This window comes from Sphingomonas sandaracina, assembly GCF_036663695.1.
Classification (GTDB): domain Bacteria; phylum Pseudomonadota; class Alphaproteobacteria; order Sphingomonadales; family Sphingomonadaceae; genus Sphingomonas.
Genome location: NZ_JAXOJK010000004.1, coordinates 1 through 16,503, shown reverse-complemented (window position 1 = coordinate 16,503; position 16,503 = coordinate 1). Strand labels below are relative to the sequence as shown.

General features: G+C 64.2%; 14 protein-coding genes, 1 tRNA gene and 1 pseudogene. 9 read left to right on the top strand and 7 right to left on the bottom strand.

Features of this window, described 5'->3' with window-relative positions:
• Window positions 1-46 precede the first annotated feature (46 nt).
• Window positions 47-1,360, top strand: a complete 1,314-nt coding sequence (locus U1707_RS13085; protein ID WP_332800527.1) for a replication-associated recombination protein A — start codon at window positions 47-49, stop codon at window positions 1,358-1,360.
• Between the two features lie 91 nt (window positions 1,361-1,451).
• The gene (locus U1707_RS13080) at window positions 1,452-2,372 is read left to right on the top strand and encodes an EthD domain-containing protein (protein ID WP_332800526.1); all 921 of its coding nucleotides are present in this window, start codon (window positions 1,452-1,454) and stop codon (window positions 2,370-2,372) included.
• On the opposite strand, the gene U1707_RS13075 is transcribed toward U1707_RS13080, so the two are convergent.
• Complete coding sequence (locus U1707_RS13075) at window positions 2,369-3,424, bottom strand: endonuclease/exonuclease/phosphatase family protein (RefSeq protein ID WP_332800525.1); 1,056 nt, start codon at window positions 3,422-3,424, stop codon at window positions 2,369-2,371. The genes U1707_RS13080 and U1707_RS13075 overlap by 4 nt on opposite strands.
• A 197-nt stretch (window positions 3,425-3,621) precedes the next feature.
• Between U1707_RS13075 and U1707_RS13070 the strand changes: the two genes are divergently transcribed.
• On the top strand, window positions 3,622-4,512 hold the full coding sequence (locus U1707_RS13070) for a hypothetical protein (RefSeq protein ID WP_332800524.1): 891 nt from the start codon (window positions 3,622-3,624) through the stop codon (window positions 4,510-4,512).
• A gap of 48 nt (window positions 4,513-4,560) precedes the next feature.
• Window positions 4,561-4,636 (top strand) — tRNA-Thr (locus U1707_RS13065).
• 335 nt (window positions 4,637-4,971) lie between these two features.
• Here U1707_RS13065 and U1707_RS13060 read toward each other — a convergent pair.
• From U1707_RS13060 to U1707_RS13045, 4 genes are all read right to left on the bottom strand, one after another.
• Window positions 4,972-5,520: a DUF4142 domain-containing protein gene (locus U1707_RS13060; protein ID WP_332800523.1), complete on the bottom strand. Its 549-nt coding sequence runs from the start codon at window positions 5,518-5,520 to the stop codon at window positions 4,972-4,974.
• Window positions 5,521-5,645: 125 nt separating this feature from the next.
• Window positions 5,646-6,500, bottom strand: coding sequence for a manganese catalase family protein (locus tag U1707_RS13055; protein WP_332800522.1), 855 nt, complete (start codon window positions 6,498-6,500; stop codon window positions 5,646-5,648).
• 454 nt (window positions 6,501-6,954) lie between these two features.
• Window positions 6,955-7,593 carry a Crp/Fnr family transcriptional regulator gene (locus U1707_RS13050; RefSeq protein WP_332800521.1) on the bottom strand — a complete coding sequence of 213 codons (639 nt, stop codon included), beginning with the start codon at window positions 7,591-7,593 and terminating at the stop codon, window positions 6,955-6,957.
• Between the two features lie 64 nt (window positions 7,594-7,657).
• Window positions 7,658-8,482 (bottom strand): HWE histidine kinase domain-containing protein, encoded by an 825-nt coding sequence (locus U1707_RS13045; protein ID WP_332800520.1) that lies wholly within the window; start codon window positions 8,480-8,482, stop codon window positions 7,658-7,660.
• A gap of 196 nt (window positions 8,483-8,678) precedes the next feature.
• Here U1707_RS13045 and U1707_RS13040 point away from each other — a divergent pair, with 196 nt between their 5' ends.
• A complete protein-coding gene (locus U1707_RS13040; protein WP_332800519.1) occupies window positions 8,679-9,065 on the top strand; it encodes a response regulator in 387 nt (128 codons plus the stop codon).
• A gap of 34 nt (window positions 9,066-9,099) precedes the next feature.
• On the opposite strand, the gene U1707_RS13035 is transcribed toward U1707_RS13040, so the two are convergent.
• Window positions 9,100-9,474 (bottom strand): response regulator, encoded by a 375-nt coding sequence (locus U1707_RS13035; RefSeq protein WP_332800518.1) that lies wholly within the window; start codon window positions 9,472-9,474, stop codon window positions 9,100-9,102.
• A 196-nt stretch (window positions 9,475-9,670) separates the two neighbouring features.
• Here U1707_RS13035 and U1707_RS13030 point away from each other — a divergent pair, with 196 nt between their 5' ends.
• Window positions 9,671-12,448, top strand: coding sequence for a PAS domain S-box protein (locus U1707_RS13030; protein ID WP_332800517.1), 2,778 nt, complete (start codon window positions 9,671-9,673; stop codon window positions 12,446-12,448).
• A gap of 388 nt (window positions 12,449-12,836) precedes the next feature.
• On the opposite strand, the gene U1707_RS13025 is transcribed toward U1707_RS13030, so the two are convergent.
• Window positions 12,837-13,745: a LysR family transcriptional regulator gene (locus U1707_RS13025; RefSeq protein ID WP_332800516.1), complete on the bottom strand. Its 909-nt coding sequence runs from the start codon at window positions 13,743-13,745 to the stop codon at window positions 12,837-12,839.
• Window positions 13,746-13,832: 87 nt separating this feature from the next.
• Here U1707_RS13025 and U1707_RS13020 point away from each other — a divergent pair, with 87 nt between their 5' ends.
• The 3 genes and pseudogenes from U1707_RS13020 to U1707_RS13010 form a co-directional block, all read left to right on the top strand.
• A complete protein-coding gene (locus U1707_RS13020) occupies window positions 13,833-14,867 on the top strand; it encodes an aldo/keto reductase (RefSeq protein ID WP_332800515.1) in 1,035 nt (344 codons plus the stop codon).
• An 11-nt stretch (window positions 14,868-14,878) separates the two neighbouring features.
• Window positions 14,879-16,087, top strand: coding sequence for an MFS transporter (locus U1707_RS13015; protein WP_332800514.1), 1,209 nt, complete (start codon window positions 14,879-14,881; stop codon window positions 16,085-16,087).
• Between the two features lie 151 nt (window positions 16,088-16,238).
• Window positions 16,239-16,503 (top strand): annotated as a pseudogene (locus tag U1707_RS13010) (IS110 family transposase); the annotation flags it as partial.

Below are 16,503 nucleotides of genomic sequence, written 5' to 3'. Positions count from 1 at the left end.
GGCCGATGCGATGACGCCCCCCTCGATCCGTGGAATACGCGAGCAGATGTCCGACACGCTTTTCAGCGCTAAAGCCCCGCGACCCCTGGCGGAAATCCTGCGCCCACGCCGGTTTTCGGACATCATCGGCCAGGAGCACCTCGTCGGACCCAAGGGCGCCCTCGCCCGGATGATCGCGGCCAAACGGCTGTCGTCGTTCATTCTGTGGGGCCCGCCTGGAGTCGGCAAGACGACGATCGCGCGGCTGATGGCGGACGAGGTCGGCTATAATTTCATCCAGCTGTCCGCCGTGTCGACCGGCATCGCCGACCTGCGCAAGGCGCTTGCCGAGGCCACCCGGCTGCGGGAGTCGGCGTCGAAACCGACCGTGGCGTTCGTCGACGAGCTTCATCGGTTTTCGCGACCGGTTCAGGATGCGCTGCTCCCCGCCGTCGAGGACGGGACGATCGTGCTGATCGGCGCGACGACCGAGAATCCCAGTTTCAGCCTGGTCTCGGCGCTGTTGTCGCGCGCGAAGGTCTATACGCTCAGCCGCCTGACCGCCGCCGACCTGCAACGCGTGATCGAGCGCGCCGAGGCGCACTTCGGACGCCCCCTCCCGTTGACGAGTGAAGCCCGCGACGCGCTGGTGGCGATGGCGGACGGCGACGCGCGCTACCTGCTCGGCATGTGCGAGGATATCGTCGCCACCGATCACGCCGCGGCGCTCGATACCGTTGCGCTGGCGACGTTGGTGCAGCAACGCGCCCCGCTCTACGACAAGGGGCAGGAGGAGCATTTCAACCTGCTCAGCTGCTTCCACAAGAGCTTGCGCGGCAGCGATCCCGATGCCGCCTTGTACTGGGCGGCGCGGATGATCGCCGGCGGCGAGGATCCCTCTGTCGTGTTCCGCCGGCTGTGCTGCGCGGCGTCGGAGGATATCGGCATGGCCGATCCGCAGGCGCTGGTGCAGGTGATGACAGCGTGGCAGGCGTTCGAGCGCGTCGGCCTGCCCGAGGCGCGGCTGTTCCTTGCGCAGGCGATCAATTACGTTGCGACCGCGCCCAAATCGAACGCTTCCTACCGCGCCTTCGACAAGGCCAGCGCGCTGGCGAAATCGACCGGGTCGATCGCGCCGCCCAAGCGTATCCTGAACGCGCCGACCAAGCTGATGAAGGAACTCGGCTATCACGACGGGTATCAATATGATCACGACCATCCCGATGCGTTCGCCGGACAAAGCTTCTTCCCCGACGAACTGGGCGGACACGATCATCCGGTGTTCTACGAACCCAACGAGCGCGGCTTCGAACGCGACGTGAAGAAGCGCCTCGAATTCTGGCGCCGTCGCCGCCAGCAGCCGCCCGAGGCGAAGGGCTGACACGGGTCGCAATCGGGCCTGCCCGACGTCCGATCTCGGCTGCGATGCGTTGGGAACACTCGTTGCTCAATTATCAAGCCGTGAGATCAGTATGCCCATCATCGACACCGCCCGAGACTATGCAGACCGGGACGCCGCCATCGTCATCAACAGCTACACGACCGTTCTACGGCGGCCCAGAGTCCCGCACGAGGTGTTCGCCACCTACTGGCGCGACGTACACGGACCGCTGTGCTCGCGCATTCCGGGGCTCGGCTGGTACGTCCAGACCCATCTGAATCGCGAGCAGGACGCGCATCTCTGGCCGACGATCGATGGCATCGCGCCGTTCGACGATTACGTGCTGGATGGCGGCGTCGAGATCGGCTTCGCCTCTGCTGAAGACCAGTCGACCTTCAACGATGCCTGCGCGATCCTGTTCGCCGACGAACAGAATATGTTCGCGGCAACCGTCGCCTATGCGCTGCCGCAGGGTTCGCGGACGCTGGTCGACCGCGTGCCGGACCCCATCCCGAACGGCGATGACGGCCTGGACCATCTCCATGTACATTTTGGTGCGCGCGACGCCGATGCTCGGGGCTTCGACGAGTTCATGACACGGTTCGCCGAGACGCTGGCCGCCGATCCCGCGGTGCTGAAAGTCCGCCTGCACCTGCCCGATCGCTACGACAATGCGAAGCCCGCCCCGCCGGCGCCGAACGTCGATCACGCTGTGCCGCCCGAACGCCGGTCGGTCGCCATTCTGGAGATCGTCTTCGCGACGCCGATGACCCGCCGTGACTTCTACGCGTCCGACACCTTCCAGCGCACCCTGGAGGACCAACAGGCTCATATCGGCCATGTCACGGCATTCGCCGTCAGCGGCGTCTATACCTATGTCCGCGATGGTCAGTTGACGGTCGCGGGACTGCGCGGCAGCCGCCCCGCGCAGCTTATCGAGCGGCTCGGCGCCGCCAACCAGGTTGCCGACGACGCGCGCCACCTGCTCTTCACCGGGCGCCTCGACGACTAGGCGCGGCCCGCGGCGCCCTTGACCGCCCGGCGGCTGGCCAGCGTGCTACCAGGCAACGCTGGCCTGGCAAGACCGTCGATCCGATAGTTCACCATCACGCCGATATGATCCGACAGCATCGTATTGCCCGGACCGCGACCGAACGGCGCACTCAGTGCGAGCGGCCGGATGTCGGCGCCGTTCGAAGGACGATATAGCAGGAAATCCTTTGCGCGACCGGTCGAGAAGGCGATGTCGGCCGGCTGGGTCACTAGGCACGTCCGCGACTCCCGGCACTTCAGCGATCCGCCGGTCAGCGCCACCGGTCCTCCGAACATGTGCTGAGCAAAATAGGTCCGCCGTTCCATATCGCGACCGACGTTGAAGTCGCCCGCCACCAGCATCGTCCCGCCGGGCCGCGCCACCGACCGGATGAACCCGCTGAGTGCGTCGATCTGCCGCCGATACGCGTACAGCGCGCGCGGCTCGGATACGCCGGTCGCGCCGTTGGAATTGAGATGCGTGTCGATGACCGCAACGGGGCTGGCGATGCCCGGAACGGCGATCAGCGCCGCCATGGCGCCCTTGTTCGCGAGGCAGTCGTACCCCGCACAAACCGGGTAGCTGATCCGGCGTACCGCCAGGATCGGATAATCGGAAAAGATCGCGAGTCCGCTACCGACATGCTTGCCGACCCGCTCGCCGCGCAACATGCTTCCGTCCGCGACGAACTTACGATCCTGCGCCGTTTCGGGCGCTGCGATCGCCTCGGCCGGCGCGCCGAACGCGACGTAGCGATAGCCCGCCTCCGCGCCGATCGCCTTGGCATCGGGCACGAACGACTCCTGCAATGCGACGATACCAGGTTGCCGACCAGCGGCACGCATCGCGCGAAGCTGCGCGGCGATCGCCGTCAACGCGCTCGATCGATCGTCCGCGACCGGCCACGGCACGCCGTGGACGTTGTAGGTCATGACCGACACGCTGGCGCCCGGCAGCGTCGCCTGGGCAGGTGCGACGCTGCCGGCCAACGCTGCGATACCGACCACCAAACTGGCCATACGTCCCGACATCGTGCGATCTCCTGCTGTTCGCCTCGTCGACGAGACGCCGCCGTCACAGCCTATCCGCATGTCCCGAAACGGATTTCGCTAGAATTTTGGGGCTGCGACCTGACCGAGGCCACAATCCTCGTCGTGCTGATCCAGCCCTTGCACCCGCCCGGACGCCGCGCCACGTGAACCGTGATGCAGCGCCCGCTTACCTACCCATGAAGACCGGCGTCGACGGCGCGTCGCGGTTCACTCGGTTCACGGCGATCGACTGGTCCGGCGCGCGCGGTCATCGCCACAAGGGGATCGCGGTCGCGACGTGCCAAGCGGGCGATGCGACCCCCGTGCTGGTGTCGCCGCCGCATGGACCGGCCTGGTCGCGTGCGGACGTCCTGGCATGGCTGCTCGACCAGCGCGACTCGGCGATGCTGATCGGGCTCGATCTCTCGTTTGCATTCCCGTTCGTCGATCACGCCGGATATTTTCCGGGCTGGCAGGAAAGCCCCGCCGATGCGCGTGCGTTGTGGGGTCTGGTCGAAAGCCTGTCTTCGGACGATCCGCATCTTGCGGTCGATGCCTTTCTGCGCGATCCTCAGGCGCGCCGCCACTTCCGCCAGCATCGCGACTGTGGCGACCTGTTCGCGGCGGGTGCCGGCCGGATGCGGGTGTGCGAGTTGGGCCAGCGCGCGATGGGGTTCGCACCGACGAGTTGCTTCAATCTCGTCGGCGCGGCGCAGGTCGGCAAATCGAGCCTGACCGGGATGCGCGTGTTGCACCACCTCGGCGGCCGGATACCCGTGTGGCCGTTCGATCCCCTGCCGGACCATGGTGCTGCGATCGTCGAAATCTATACCACGATCGCCGCACGCGCCGCCGGCATCCGCAAGGGCCTGAGCAAGATGCGCGACGCCGCAGCACTCGACGCTGCGCTGGCGGGTCTGGGCAGCGATCCGCATACGCCGCTTCCGCGCTACGATGATCACGCCGCCGATGCGATCCTGACAGCGGCATGGTTGCGCGCGAACGCCAATCGTGTCGATCTCTGGGCGCCGACCGCCATGACAGCCACGATCGCACGCACCGAGGGCTGGACCTTCGGCGTTTCTTGAAGCATTGGGTCCGAAGGCAGCGGGAAACCCTGCCCGATGCGTCTATGGGCCGGTTTAGCTCAGTTGGTAGAGCGCCAGTTTTGTAAACTGGATGTCGCGGGTTCGATTCCTGCAACCGGCACCATTCCTTACCGCCATCGACGGTCGGAGCCAGTCAGAAGCTTGCTCCCTGAATAATCATCGCAAACAGTGCGGGAAACGCGCGGCGGGTTACGCGGCTTGCGGCATTCGAGAACGCTGCCGATAAGTTGGAGATCGTTGCCGGAACGCTCGTGCGTCTCGCAACAACACGTCATCCGCGTCCGACATCTGGCGAAGGCACAAAGAGGTCGTTGCCATGGCGCTTCATCCTGGCCAGGCCAGCGCAGTATCTCGGACGGATCCATGCCGAGATACTGTAGATCAACGATGGCGATCGGCCGGGAATTAGGAGCGCCGGCATCCGGCGCTCCTGTTCCGTTACATGCCCGACATACCGCTCATGGTCTTGCCAGACTGCAACTTCATCGCTGCGGCGATATGCTGCTTGATGATCGGCACGGCTGCCTTTGCCGTCGTGCGCAGCGGCGCCTGATCACCACCGGTCGCATAGCTCTGGTGCAGATCGAGTGCGGCCTGATGCGCCGGGATCTGCTGGCCGACATACAACCGGTCGAAATCTGCGGCCGACGCAGTCTGCAACTCGTTGATCGAGGCGGTCGCACCGGCATCCAGCACCGGCGGCGTCGGCGTCAGGCCGGCTTTCGTCGCCGCCTTCATGGTCGCCGCCGTCGTGGTCTGGTGATGCTTGATCAGCATCGTCGCGAACTTCCGGATTGCAGGGGTCTGCGACTTCTGCAGCGCTACCTGGCTCGAATTGATTTCGTACAGGTCGCTCATGCCGGCGGCCATCACATAGGGCATCGCTGCGGTCTTGGCCTCTGCGGGCGGGGGCGGCGGTGGCGTCTGCGCAAACAGTGGCGCGGACGTCATCGTCGCAAGGAACAGCGTCATATATTTGATAGTCATCGCATCTCTCCTGATAAACTTTATGGTCGGGTTACGTCGGGTAGAACTCTATAATCCGGATCAGTCCGCGATGTGGGTTGGCACGGGGGGCGTGAACCCGCCTCCCCGTGCTTTCCCGCGTGCGCTCAGCCGATCTGCTGGTTCTGCGCACCGCTGTCGGGACGTGCCGGGCCCATGATCGGTTCGTCGCCCATCGGCGCATTTTGGAAGACGGTGAATTCACCCTTGCCGTCCATCGACGGCCCCGACGTCCAGCGACCCTCCGGGAAGGTGCCATCGACCGAGGTCGCGTAGAAGTTGTAGTTGTTCTCCTGGTCTTCCATGTCCTGCGGGAAGCTGTTGGGGATCGGCAGGTTCATGGCTTCGGCACCCAGTTCCTCGATCACCGCCAGCCACTGCTGCTGATGCATCGTGTCGCGCGCGATCATGTAGTGGAGCATCTTCTTCATGCCCTCGTCCTGCGTCGCGTTGAACAGGCGAACCGCAAGGACGCGACCGGTGCTCTCGGCGGCGACGTTGCAGTACATGTCCGCAGCGACGTTACCGCTGGCATAGATGTGGCTCATGTTAAACGGCACGCCGTCCGAATCCATCGGCATCGCTGCAAGACCGGCGGACAGCAGGTTCTTGTGGATGATGCCCTCGATGCTCTGGCGCGGGTTCTCGCCGCCCATGACCGCACCGACGATGCTGTCCTTCACGCCTTCTTCCTGAAGATGCGTGGGCGCCTTGTCGAGGTTCAGCGCAACCGCCGTCGCCAGCATCTCGATATGGCCGATTTCCTCGGTCGCCGTGTGGAGCAGCATGTCGCGATATTTCGTGGTTGGCGCACGGTTGCCCCAGGCCTGGAAGAAATACTGCATGCAGACGCGGATTTCGCCTTCGACGCCGCCGATGGCTTGCTGGAGCATACGCGCGAATGCCGGATCCGGGTTCGTTACCTGAACGGGATACTGCAGTCTCTTGTCATGATAATACATGATTTTGCTCCGTTGTGATGGGATATCGCCAGTCAGACGATGCCCCCGAAACGCGCTCCGCTCGGGAAGTTTCCTGTATCTGCCTGCAATTTAATACATGTTAAACTATATTTTTGAGGGTATGGTTTCGTGTGACAAAACGAAGTCTATGGCATCGGTATTTTACATTAACCTACCGCAAAGTGCGGCACCGAATACTATCAGCATCGTTCCAAATTGGCATGAGCTTTGGTTCTGGAACCTGCCGTACTTCACCTGACAGTTCCGAAAGGCATCGCCTCTAGGAAAGTCGTTACCTGACTTATGCCAAGTGCTGCCCGATCGGGAACACTTCGCGAAGCGTTACATAAAGCGCTCTCGGGAAACGAGCACTGACGCTCGGCCTGACCAGAGCAGCCGGCCGATCGTGCCGGCCGGCCATCTAGTCTTAGGCGCCCCGCTCGGTCGAACGCGCTCAGCCGTTCGGAACGAGGCGTGGCGATCGATAGTCCACCATCGACTGCAAGCGCGCCCGGTCGCCGAGCGTGATCGTACCGCCCTGCGCGACGAGCAGTCCTTCGCGCCGCAGCGCCTGAAGCGTGCGGTTGACGTGCACGTTGGTCAGCCCCAGCAGGTCGGCCAGCAACTCCTGCGTCAGCGGCACGTTGAACTGATCGCTCGATCCGGCGCCTGCCAGTTCGAGCCGCCCCTGCGTCTCGAGGTACCAGTCGATCAATCGCTCCTGCGCAGTAAACCGGCCCAACCGAACCGCGTGCGAGACCAGATAATGCATATCCAGCGCGGCGCTGACGGCATAGGCCTCCGCCAGGTCAGTCCCGGGCTCGGCATCGGGCATCGCGCAGGTCACGACGTCGGTCACCGCCACGATCGACGACGACTCGATCGGATCACGGTGCGTGCGATACCCGATCACGTCCCCCGGGATCAGGAAATTGAGGATCTGCCGGCGACCGTCGGCCAGGATGCGCTGCCGGAATGCCCAACCGCTCAGGATTGCCCGCGGCTTGCTGATCAGGCTTCGCTCCGCCTTCATTTCGCGTCGGGCCGGCGACAGAAGGTGATTGCGTTCGGCCATCGCCAACGCCGTCATCATCACCGGCCCCAGCGGCGCTAGCTTGGCAAGCCGCGTTCGCAGAGGAGAGATTTCTGGGTACGAACTAGTCGATATCATGGATATCGCTCCGGTCATGCTTGCCGGGCCATTCCGGCCATCCGGCCGTCGTCGATTGGTCCGGCGACGGCAGCGGGAGCAGGATCGTGCAGTCGAGACCGCCGGGCTTTAACACGAACGACGAGGTCGCACCGAACTGATAGGGCAGCGCGTCCTCGATCAGACCCTGGCCGAAGCCGCGCGGGCGTGGCGCGGTCGCGACCAGCGGCACGCCGGTTTCCTGCCAATGAAAGTGAAGCGCCGACCTCGCCCCCTCTTCGACCAAAGACCATTCGATATGCAGCGCGCCGTCATGGGCAAGCGCACCGAACTTGACCGCGTTCACCGCGAGTTCGTGCAGCGCCAATCCCATCATTTCGCCCCACTTTGCCGACAGTCTCACCGACGGTCCGACGATAGTGCAGTCCGGACCGTCCGTACAATGGACCATGAGCAGTTCGTCGCGGACCATGTCCTCCAGATCGACGCCGCCCGCCGCGATGCCGGCGACATCGGTCTGATAGCGGCCGATCGCATCGAGCCGGTCCTCGAAATGCAGCGCGAACTCGTCCGCGGCGAGCTGGCAACCGAGCATGCGCCGGTAAATCGTTCGGATGACGGCCAGCATGTTGCGCACACGGTGCAGAAGCTCGTATCTCAGCGCGCGCTCTCGAACGTCGGCCGCAGCAAGTGCCTTGCGCAGATGGCGAACCTCCCGACGTAATGCCGCCAGTTGGGCATCATGATCCAGCGCATCCAATGCCTCCGCAGCCCCTATCGGCGGCAGCGCCTGCCCAGGCCCTTGGACATCCCTCGGCGTTCGTTCTTTCACAGGCTATTACTCGTTCATCCACTGCCAAGCGTAAAAGGCGCCGGTGGAACCGATAACGCCGATCGGGGTATGAATGTTCTATTGCTCGTCCGCCGCCTGCAACGGCTGACCTGCATTTCTTCAGCCGACCAGGACGGACAGTTGCACGGACCCGCTCGTTCGGTATGACACAGGTTATAAATGGCCGGATATTGCAATGCATGAGATGCCGTTGGCAGGAGCCCGAATCCTGGTCGTCGAGGACGAATATTACCTCGCCGAGGAAGTCAGTTCCATCCTGGCGCGCATAGGGGCCGAAATTCTCGGGCCTGTGCCGACCGTGGATCAGGCGAACGCGCTGATCGCGGCCAATCCGCGGATCGATGGTGCGGTGTTGGACGTCAACCTGCGCGGCGAACTGGTATTCGATCTGGCCGACGCGTTACACGCGCGCGGCGTGCCCTTCGCGTTTGCGACCGGATATGACGGCGATGCACTGCCGCACCGGTTTGCCGACAGGGTCGTACTCGTCAAACCGGTGCGCCCGGATGCACTGGTCGAGGCGCTGGGGGCGCTGGTCGCCGAGACACGCAGCCGGGAATGATCTGGCGTTCGTTCGGCCCTGACCGACCGATCGATCAGGATATCGCCGCGTTCAGCATATGACGGATGGTCTGCAACATGTGGGACATGTTGATCGGCTTCCCGCAGTTGACGATGTCGGGGTACCGCCCCCGCGTGACCCCGTCCTCATAGCCGCTCGAAAAGATGAAGGGCACGTGCCGCGCAAGCAGCGCGTCGGCGACCGGGAATACGAACTCGCCACCGAGGTTGACGTCGAGAACGGCGGCGTCGATTCTGCTTTCCTGGGCGACACGGCGCAGCGCCCCGTCGACCGATGCTTCGGGACCCAGGATAAACGCGCCTCGGTCCTCGAGTTCGTTCTGAAGGTCGAGCGCGAGCATATATTCGTCTTCGACCAGCAGGATTCGGCACTCGGCCAGTTCGGTCATGACATGGCCTTTGCAGAACTGCAGAACCACGGCATTGACCACCGAACCCTTCGGCCTTCCTTAACGTAGGTTGTCACTAATTCCCTCGATCCGGCTAGCTCCGGTGTGGACGTGATTCCAACCGACCAGAGGTTCGCCTTATCGATCGGGAGCGCGCCGCAAGGGGACGGAGCCGAAGCTGAAGCGTTGGGACGACATGAGCGATCGCAGCACATTTTTCGAACGCCAGCGGGTCTTCGCCGATTTCGGCGATTTCGTGCTCGACCATGATGATCTCGACGAAATCCTCAACGAAGCCTGTCGCTTGATTGCACACGCGCTCGGTACCGATTTCGCCAAGGTCATCGAAATAGATTCTTCGAACCATACCGGGCTCGTTCGTGCCGGCATCGGTTGGCGCCCCGGCATCGTCGGGCACGAGCGCGTCAGCCTGGCCGAAGGCACCTCGGAAGCGTTCGCGATCGCCAAGACTGAACCGGTGATCACCAACGACCTCGCGCGCGAGGAGCGGTTCGTGTTTCCCGCCTTCCTGATGGACCACGGCGTCGTCGCACTCGTGAACGTGCCGATCCTGCTGCCGGGACGAAAACCCTATGGCATCCTGCAGGTCGACGACAGCCAGATGCGCGAGTTCGACGAGGACGATGTCGAGTTCCTCAAGACCTATGCGATGGTGCTGGGCCCGGTCATCGATCGGCTGAAGACCGCGGCTGCGCTCCGGACCACCGACGAACGCCTGCGCCTGATCGTCGAGAACGCGCGCTCCTATGTCATGGTGGTCAGCGACGCCGACGACCTGATTACCGATTGGCTTGGCGGATCGGAAGCCGTGCTGGGCTGGGCGGCATGCGAGGCGATCGGGCAGACGACCGAACTGATCTTCACCCCCGAGGATTGCGCCGCCGGCGTGCCCGAGCGCGAATTGTCCGGCGCACGCGAACGCGGTGCTGTCGCGGACGTACGCTGGCATCTGCGCAAGGACGGTACGCGCGTGTTCCTGGACGGGCAGACGATCGCGCTGCGCGAGCAGGACGGGACCCTGCGCGGCTATCTCAAGATCGCGCAGGATTTCACCGATCGAAAGCATGCCGAGGACCGGCAGAGCTTTCTCCTCGACCTGTCCGACGCGTTGCGCATGCTGACCACCGTGCCGGAAATCGCGGCGCTGGCGGCGGACAGCCTCGGCGAGCAGCTTGGCGTTACCCGCGTCCTCTATGGCGAGGTCTCCGACGGGCGGCTGAACGTCGAGTATGATTATACGCGTGGCGTGCCGTCGATCGTCGGCGAGTATGTCATGGATACGTTCGGCGATGCCATCATGAGTGCCTATCACGCGGGCGCGATCGTGGAAGTCGAGGATATCGAGACCGACACGCGGCTCGACGAGAGCGCACGTGCCGAGATGCGGGGACGCAACGTCGTCGCCTATGCCGACCTCGTGCTGTTTCATGAGGAGAATGCGATCATCCTGATCGCCGCGCAGAATGCTGCACCGCGGATCTGGACCGCTGCCGAGCGCACCATGATCCGCGAGGTAGGCGAGCGCGTTAAAACAGCGATCGGACGCGCGCGTACCGAAAGTGCGTTGCGTGAGAGCGAGCAGCGTCTGCGGCAGTTCGGCGATGCGTCGAGCGACATTCTCTGGGTCCGCGACGCGAAAACGCTGCAATGGGAATATCTCAGCCCCGGATTTTCGGCGGTCTACGGCATGTCGGTCGACGAGGCCCTCGTCGGCGACAACCTTCGGAACTGGACCGACCTCATCGTCGAGGATGATCGGCAGCATGCGCTCGACAGTATCAAGCGCGTTCGGGACGGCGAGCAGGTCACATTCGAAGTCCGCATCCAGCGGCCCGATGGCGGCATGCGCTGGCTGCGCGATACCGACTTTCCGATCTACGGATCGTGCGGACAGGTGGAGCGGATCGGCGGCATCGGCCAGGACGTCACCGAGATCAAGGAGGCGCAGCGGCAGCTCGAGGAAAGCGAGGAGCGACTGCGTAACGCTATCGAGGTCGGGCAACAAGGCCTGTGGGACTGGAACGTCCAGACCGGCGACGTGATCTGGTCGGATCAGCATTACCGCCTCGAAGGCTATGCGGTGGGCGAGGTCGTCCCGAGCTACGATGTCTGGATAAAGCGCATTCATCCCGACGACGTTGCCGCCGCGGAGGCGGCACTGCGTCATTCTGCGGATACGCAGACCGACTTCGACCACGAGTTCCGCAGCGTCCACCGCGACGGCACGGTGCTATGGCTCTATGCGCGCGGGCGTTTCTTCTACGACGATCACGGCAAACCGCTGCGCATGGTCGGTGCGATGATCGACACCACCGAGCGGCGCGAATGGGCCGAGCGGCAGAACGTCCTCGTCGCCGAACTGCAGCACCGCACGCGAAACCTGATCGCCCTCGTCCGCTCGACGGCCGACAAGACGGCCAGATCCAGCACCGACCTTGCCGACTTCCGCATCCGGTTCCGCGACCGTCTGGAGGCGCTGGCACGAGTCCAGGGGCTGCTGTCGCGGCTGACCGACGTCGACAGGGTCACCTTCGACGACCTGATCCGTCCCGAATTGTCGGCGATGAACGACACGCTCGACCGGGTGACGCTCGACGGCCCGCCAAGTATCCGGCTGCGCTCGTCCACCGTGCAGACGCTGGCGATGGCGCTGCACGAACTGGCGACGAATGCGGTCAAATACGGCGCGCTGGGGCAGTCCGCGGCGCACCTTGCGGTCACGTGGTCGCTCGAAGCCGCCGGTGCGGACGGACGGCCATGGCTCCATGTCGATTGGCTGGAGAGCGGCGTGACGATGCCGGCCGACGCGGCGGCATCGCGCGGCACCGGCCAGGGACGCGAACTCATAGAGCGCGCGCTACCATACCAACTTGGCGCCAGGACGTCCTATGTGCTCGGCCCGGACGGCGTGCACTGTACCATTTCCATTCCGGTATCGGGCACCACGGTCTAGCCGTGCCACGGCCGATGCGTGACGAACGTCGGGGGTGGAAACGAAAGCGCGCCGAACTGTGCGGTTGGTCCGACCCGGGCGCGAAACCGTCCCGCTTGTCTGACAGGAGGGCGGCTTTGACGGCGATCAACAGTGTCCGCGGCGCGCCCGTGCATGGCGGTAGGCGACAAGTTGCCCGCGACGACGAACGATCGAGACATACCCGGTAACCCCGATCCGCGGGCGCCATTGGCCACCACCCTGCTCGCGCATATCCGATCGCGCCGAATTGGTCGTTGCCGTCCGGCAGATTCCAGGAAGGGCTGACAGGATAGTAGCCCTTTACCAGCGGGCCGACTCCGACACCGATCATCTTGAGAAAGGCGATTTCCTCGGCCAGACTTGGCGATCAATCGGCGAGCCGCTCGAACACGAAGTCGACGAACACGCGAACGCGAGCGGGCGTTTGAGTGCCCCCGACGAATACGGCGTGAATGAGTTCGACGTCGCCAGGATTGAAGTCCTCCAGGATCGGCACCAGACGTCCGGCTGCGATGTCGTCGACGACACTGAACGCGCCGACGCGCGCCACGCCCACGCCAGCGGCTGCAAGCTGGCCGAGTGTCTCTCCGTTATTCGCCTCGATATTTCCCTTCACCGACAGCACGATATCCTCACCACACCAGCGAAACGGCCAGATCGGCTCGGTACGGCGAAAGTTGAAGTTGAGGCAATTGTGAGCGTGGAGGTCCTCTGGGACGGCCGGCGTACCGTGACGCGCGAGGTAGTCCGGGGCGGCAACGATCACGCGGCCGCTTTCGCCAAGCTTGCGGGCGGTCAGCAGACTGTCGGCAAGCGCGCCGAACCGGATCGCGACGTCCGCCTGTCCGGCGGCGATGTCGACAATGCCGTCGCTCAGCGCGATATCGATCAGGATGTTCGGATAGAGCGCAGAGAACGCGCCGAGTAGTGGAACGATGCAGAGTCGTCCATGCGATAGCGCAGCGCTGATCCGCAACCGGCCGCGCGGCGCCCCCTGGTCGGCAATTTCCCGCTCGGCATCGTCGAGGTCGGCAAGGATACGCCGCGCGGTCTGGAGATAGACTCGCCCCTCCGCTGTCGGCGTCATTGCCCGCGTCGACCGCAACAACAAACGCACGCCCAGGCGCGCCTCGATCCGGTCGATCGACCGCGCAACGGCGGAGGGCGTCAGGCCCAGCGTGCGCCCGGCGGCGGAGAAACTGCCCTCGCGCATGACGGCGGCGAAGATCTCGAGCGAACGTGCGCGATCGCCGCCGATGCCTGCCTTTGCGTCCATATCAAAAGTCCTTCGCGGTATCGCCGCCTTATCCGGCGTGGCGATATCGACCATCTATGCACCGAGACGTCAGTTAGGGAAGCGCGCATGGACTATCGGCAATTGGGATCATCGGGGCTGCGTGTGCCGGCCTTGAGCTTCGGGACAGGAACCTTCGGCGGCACGGGGCCCCTGTTCGGCGCCTGGGGCCAAAGCGACGAGACCGAAGCGCGGCGGCTGATCGACATCTGCCTCGAGGCAGGTGTCACGATGTTCGACACCGCCGACGTCTATTCCGACGGCGCATCCGAGACGGTGCTGGGCGCCGCGATCAAGGGACGGCGCGATGCGGTGCTGATCTCGACCAAGACGGGTTTGCCGATGGGCGACGGGCCGCAGGACTGGGGCGCGTCGCGCGCACGGCTGATCCGGTCGGTCGAGGCGGCGCTGCGCCGGCTCGGCACCGATCATATCGATCTACTTCAGCTTCACGCATTCGACGCATCTACCCCGGCCGAAGAAGTGATGGGTACGCTCGACATGCTGATTGCCGCGGGCAAGGTACGGTATGCCGGGGTCTCGAATTATCCCGGCTGGCAGTTGATGAAGGCGCAAGGGATCGCCGATCGCAACGGCTGGCCGCGTCTCGTTGCGCACCAGGTCTATTATTCGCTCATCGGCCGCGCTTATGAGGCCGATCTGATGCCGCTAGGCGCCGATCAGGGAGTGAGCGCACTGGTATGGAGCCCGCTCGGCTGGGGTCGGTTGACCGGCAAGATCGGACGCAATCGGCCGATCCCCGCGGGCAGCCGGCTGCACGATACTGAGCAGTTCGCGCCGCCGGTCGAGACCGAGCAACTCTACCGCGTGATCGACGCGCTGGAAATCGTCGCGGCCGATACTGGCAAGAGCGTGCCGCAGGTCGCGATCAACTGGCTGCTCTGCCGCCCGACCGTCGCGTCGGTCATCATCGGCGCGCGCAACGAGGCGCAGTTGCGCGACAATCTCGGCGCTGTTGGCTGGGCTTTGTCGCCCGATCAGCTCGCGATGCTCGATGCGGCCAGCGCCGTGCTGCCACCCTATCCCCACACCCCGTATCACCAGCAGGAGGGCTTTGCCCGCCTGAACCCGCCTTTGGTCTAAGGACGCAGATGATGAAATTCAATCCAGGCTTGCTGGCGCTCGCGATCGGCGCGTTCGGCATCGGCGTCACCGAATTCGCACCTATGGGGCTGCTGCCGGTCATCGCCAGCGATCTCGGCGTATCGATCCCGAGCGCCGGGCTGCTCATCAGCGCCTATGCGCTCGGCGTCGTGATCGGCGCTCCGCTGATGACGCTGACGACGGGACGCGTGCCCCGGCGGACTCTGCTGATCCTGCTCGCCGGAATCTTCACCGCGGGCAATGTGTTGGCGGCACTGTCGGACAGTTACGGGATGCTGATGGCGGCCCGAATTCTGACCTCGTTCAACCACGGCGCCTTTTTCGGTGTCGGCTCGGTTGTCGCGGCCAGCCTCGTGCCGGCCGAACGCCGCGCAGGCGCGGTGGCGGCGATGTTCATGGGACTGACGATCGCCAATGTGGTCGGCGTGCCGATCGCGACCTGGGCAGGCGAACATCTCGGCTGGCGCGCGTCCTTCTGGGGCGTCTCCGTACTGGGCGTCGCGACCATGGCCGCACTCAGGCTGACGCTGCCCGCGCTGCCGGCGCCGACCGATAGCAATGCGATGGCGGAGCTTCGCGTCCTCACCCGCGGGCCGGTCCTCGGCGCGCTCGGCCTGACCGTCGTCGGCTCCAGCGCGATGTTCACGGTCTTCACCTACATCACTCCGATCCTTCGCGAGGCGACGCACGCCTCGCTCGGGTTCGTCACCGCGATGTTGGCAATTTATGGCGTCGGACTCACCGTCGGCAACTGGTTGGGAGGGCGCTTTGCCGATCGATCGGTCGATCGGACGCTGATGGTCACGCTGGCTGCGCTCGCGATGATCCTGGTGGCCTTCGCGGTTCTGATGTCGTTCAAGGTGCCGATCGCCATACTGATCTTTATGTGGGGCGTCGCGAGCTTCGCCTTGGTCCCGCCGCTTCAGGTTCGCGTCATGCACGCTGCCGCGGATGCGCCCAACCTCGCCTCGGCAATGAATATCGGCGCATTCAATCTGGGCAATGCGATCGGTGCCGCGCTAGGCGGCGGAGTGATCGCAGCCGGTCTGGGGTATCCGGCCGTGGCACTGGCTGGTGCCGCCGCGTCCACGCTTGGGCTGGTTGCCGTGATCGTCAGCCTTTGCAGGCAATCCCCAAGACATCGCGCTGAGCTGCCTTTGACTGAGATGAGCGTAACGGATGGGGCTAGCTGCGGCTGAACCCGCATTCCCCGTCTGGCTAAGACGACCACAGTCCAATATTCGAGACGGTTTACCGTGCCCTGCTCCCCAACTCCGTTGGGGTGGACGCCCCCTGACGGCATTGATGTGCCATAGTGGAGGTGTTGAAAACACCACTGAGGAGGCGTCCATGGGTGAGGTTAGCACAGTCGGCATCGATCTGGCCAAGTCGGTTTTCCAGGTTCACGGCTCGGATCCGAGCGGTGCTGTCATCTTCCGCAAAAAGCTTCGGCGTGATCAGGTTCTGTCATTCTTTTCGACTTTGCCACGATGCGTGGTGGCAATGGAGGCCTGTGCGAGCGCCCATTACTGGGCTCGCGAGATCGCCGCAGTAGGTCACGACACGCGGCTCATTCCACCGGCCTACGTAAAGCCGTTCGTGAAGCGGCAGAAGA

Coding starts and splice junctions, on each gene's coding strand:
- U1707_RS13055 (WP_332800522.1), bottom strand. CDS start 6,500: ATGTATTATCATGACAAGAGACTGCAGTATCCCGTTCAGGTAACGAAC.
- U1707_RS13030 (WP_332800517.1), top strand. CDS start 9,671: ATGAGCGATCGCAGCACATTTTTCGAACGCCAGCGGGTCTTCGCCGAT.
- U1707_RS13085 (WP_332800527.1), top strand. CDS start 47: ATGTCCGACACGCTTTTCAGCGCTAAAGCCCCGCGACCCCTGGCGGAA.
- U1707_RS13050 (WP_332800521.1), bottom strand. CDS start 7,593: ATGATGACGGCGTTGGCGATGGCCGAACGCAATCACCTTCTGTCGCCG.
- U1707_RS13040 (WP_332800519.1), top strand. CDS start 8,679: ATGCATGAGATGCCGTTGGCAGGAGCCCGAATCCTGGTCGTCGAGGAC.
- U1707_RS13025 (WP_332800516.1), bottom strand. CDS start 13,745: ATGGACGCAAAGGCAGGCATCGGCGGCGATCGCGCACGTTCGCTCGAG.
- U1707_RS13070 (WP_332800524.1), top strand. CDS start 3,622: ATGAAGACCGGCGTCGACGGCGCGTCGCGGTTCACTCGGTTCACGGCG.
- U1707_RS13020 (WP_332800515.1), top strand. CDS start 13,833: ATGGACTATCGGCAATTGGGATCATCGGGGCTGCGTGTGCCGGCCTTG.
- U1707_RS13035 (WP_332800518.1), bottom strand. CDS start 9,474: ATGACCGAACTGGCCGAGTGCCGAATCCTGCTGGTCGAAGACGAATAT.
- U1707_RS13060 (WP_332800523.1), bottom strand. CDS start 5,520: ATGACTATCAAATATATGACGCTGTTCCTTGCGACGATGACGTCCGCG.
- U1707_RS13075 (WP_332800525.1), bottom strand. CDS start 3,424: ATGTCGGGACGTATGGCCAGTTTGGTGGTCGGTATCGCAGCGTTGGCC.
- U1707_RS13080 (WP_332800526.1), top strand. CDS start 1,452: ATGCCCATCATCGACACCGCCCGAGACTATGCAGACCGGGACGCCGCC.
- U1707_RS13015 (WP_332800514.1), top strand. CDS start 14,879: ATGAAATTCAATCCAGGCTTGCTGGCGCTCGCGATCGGCGCGTTCGGC.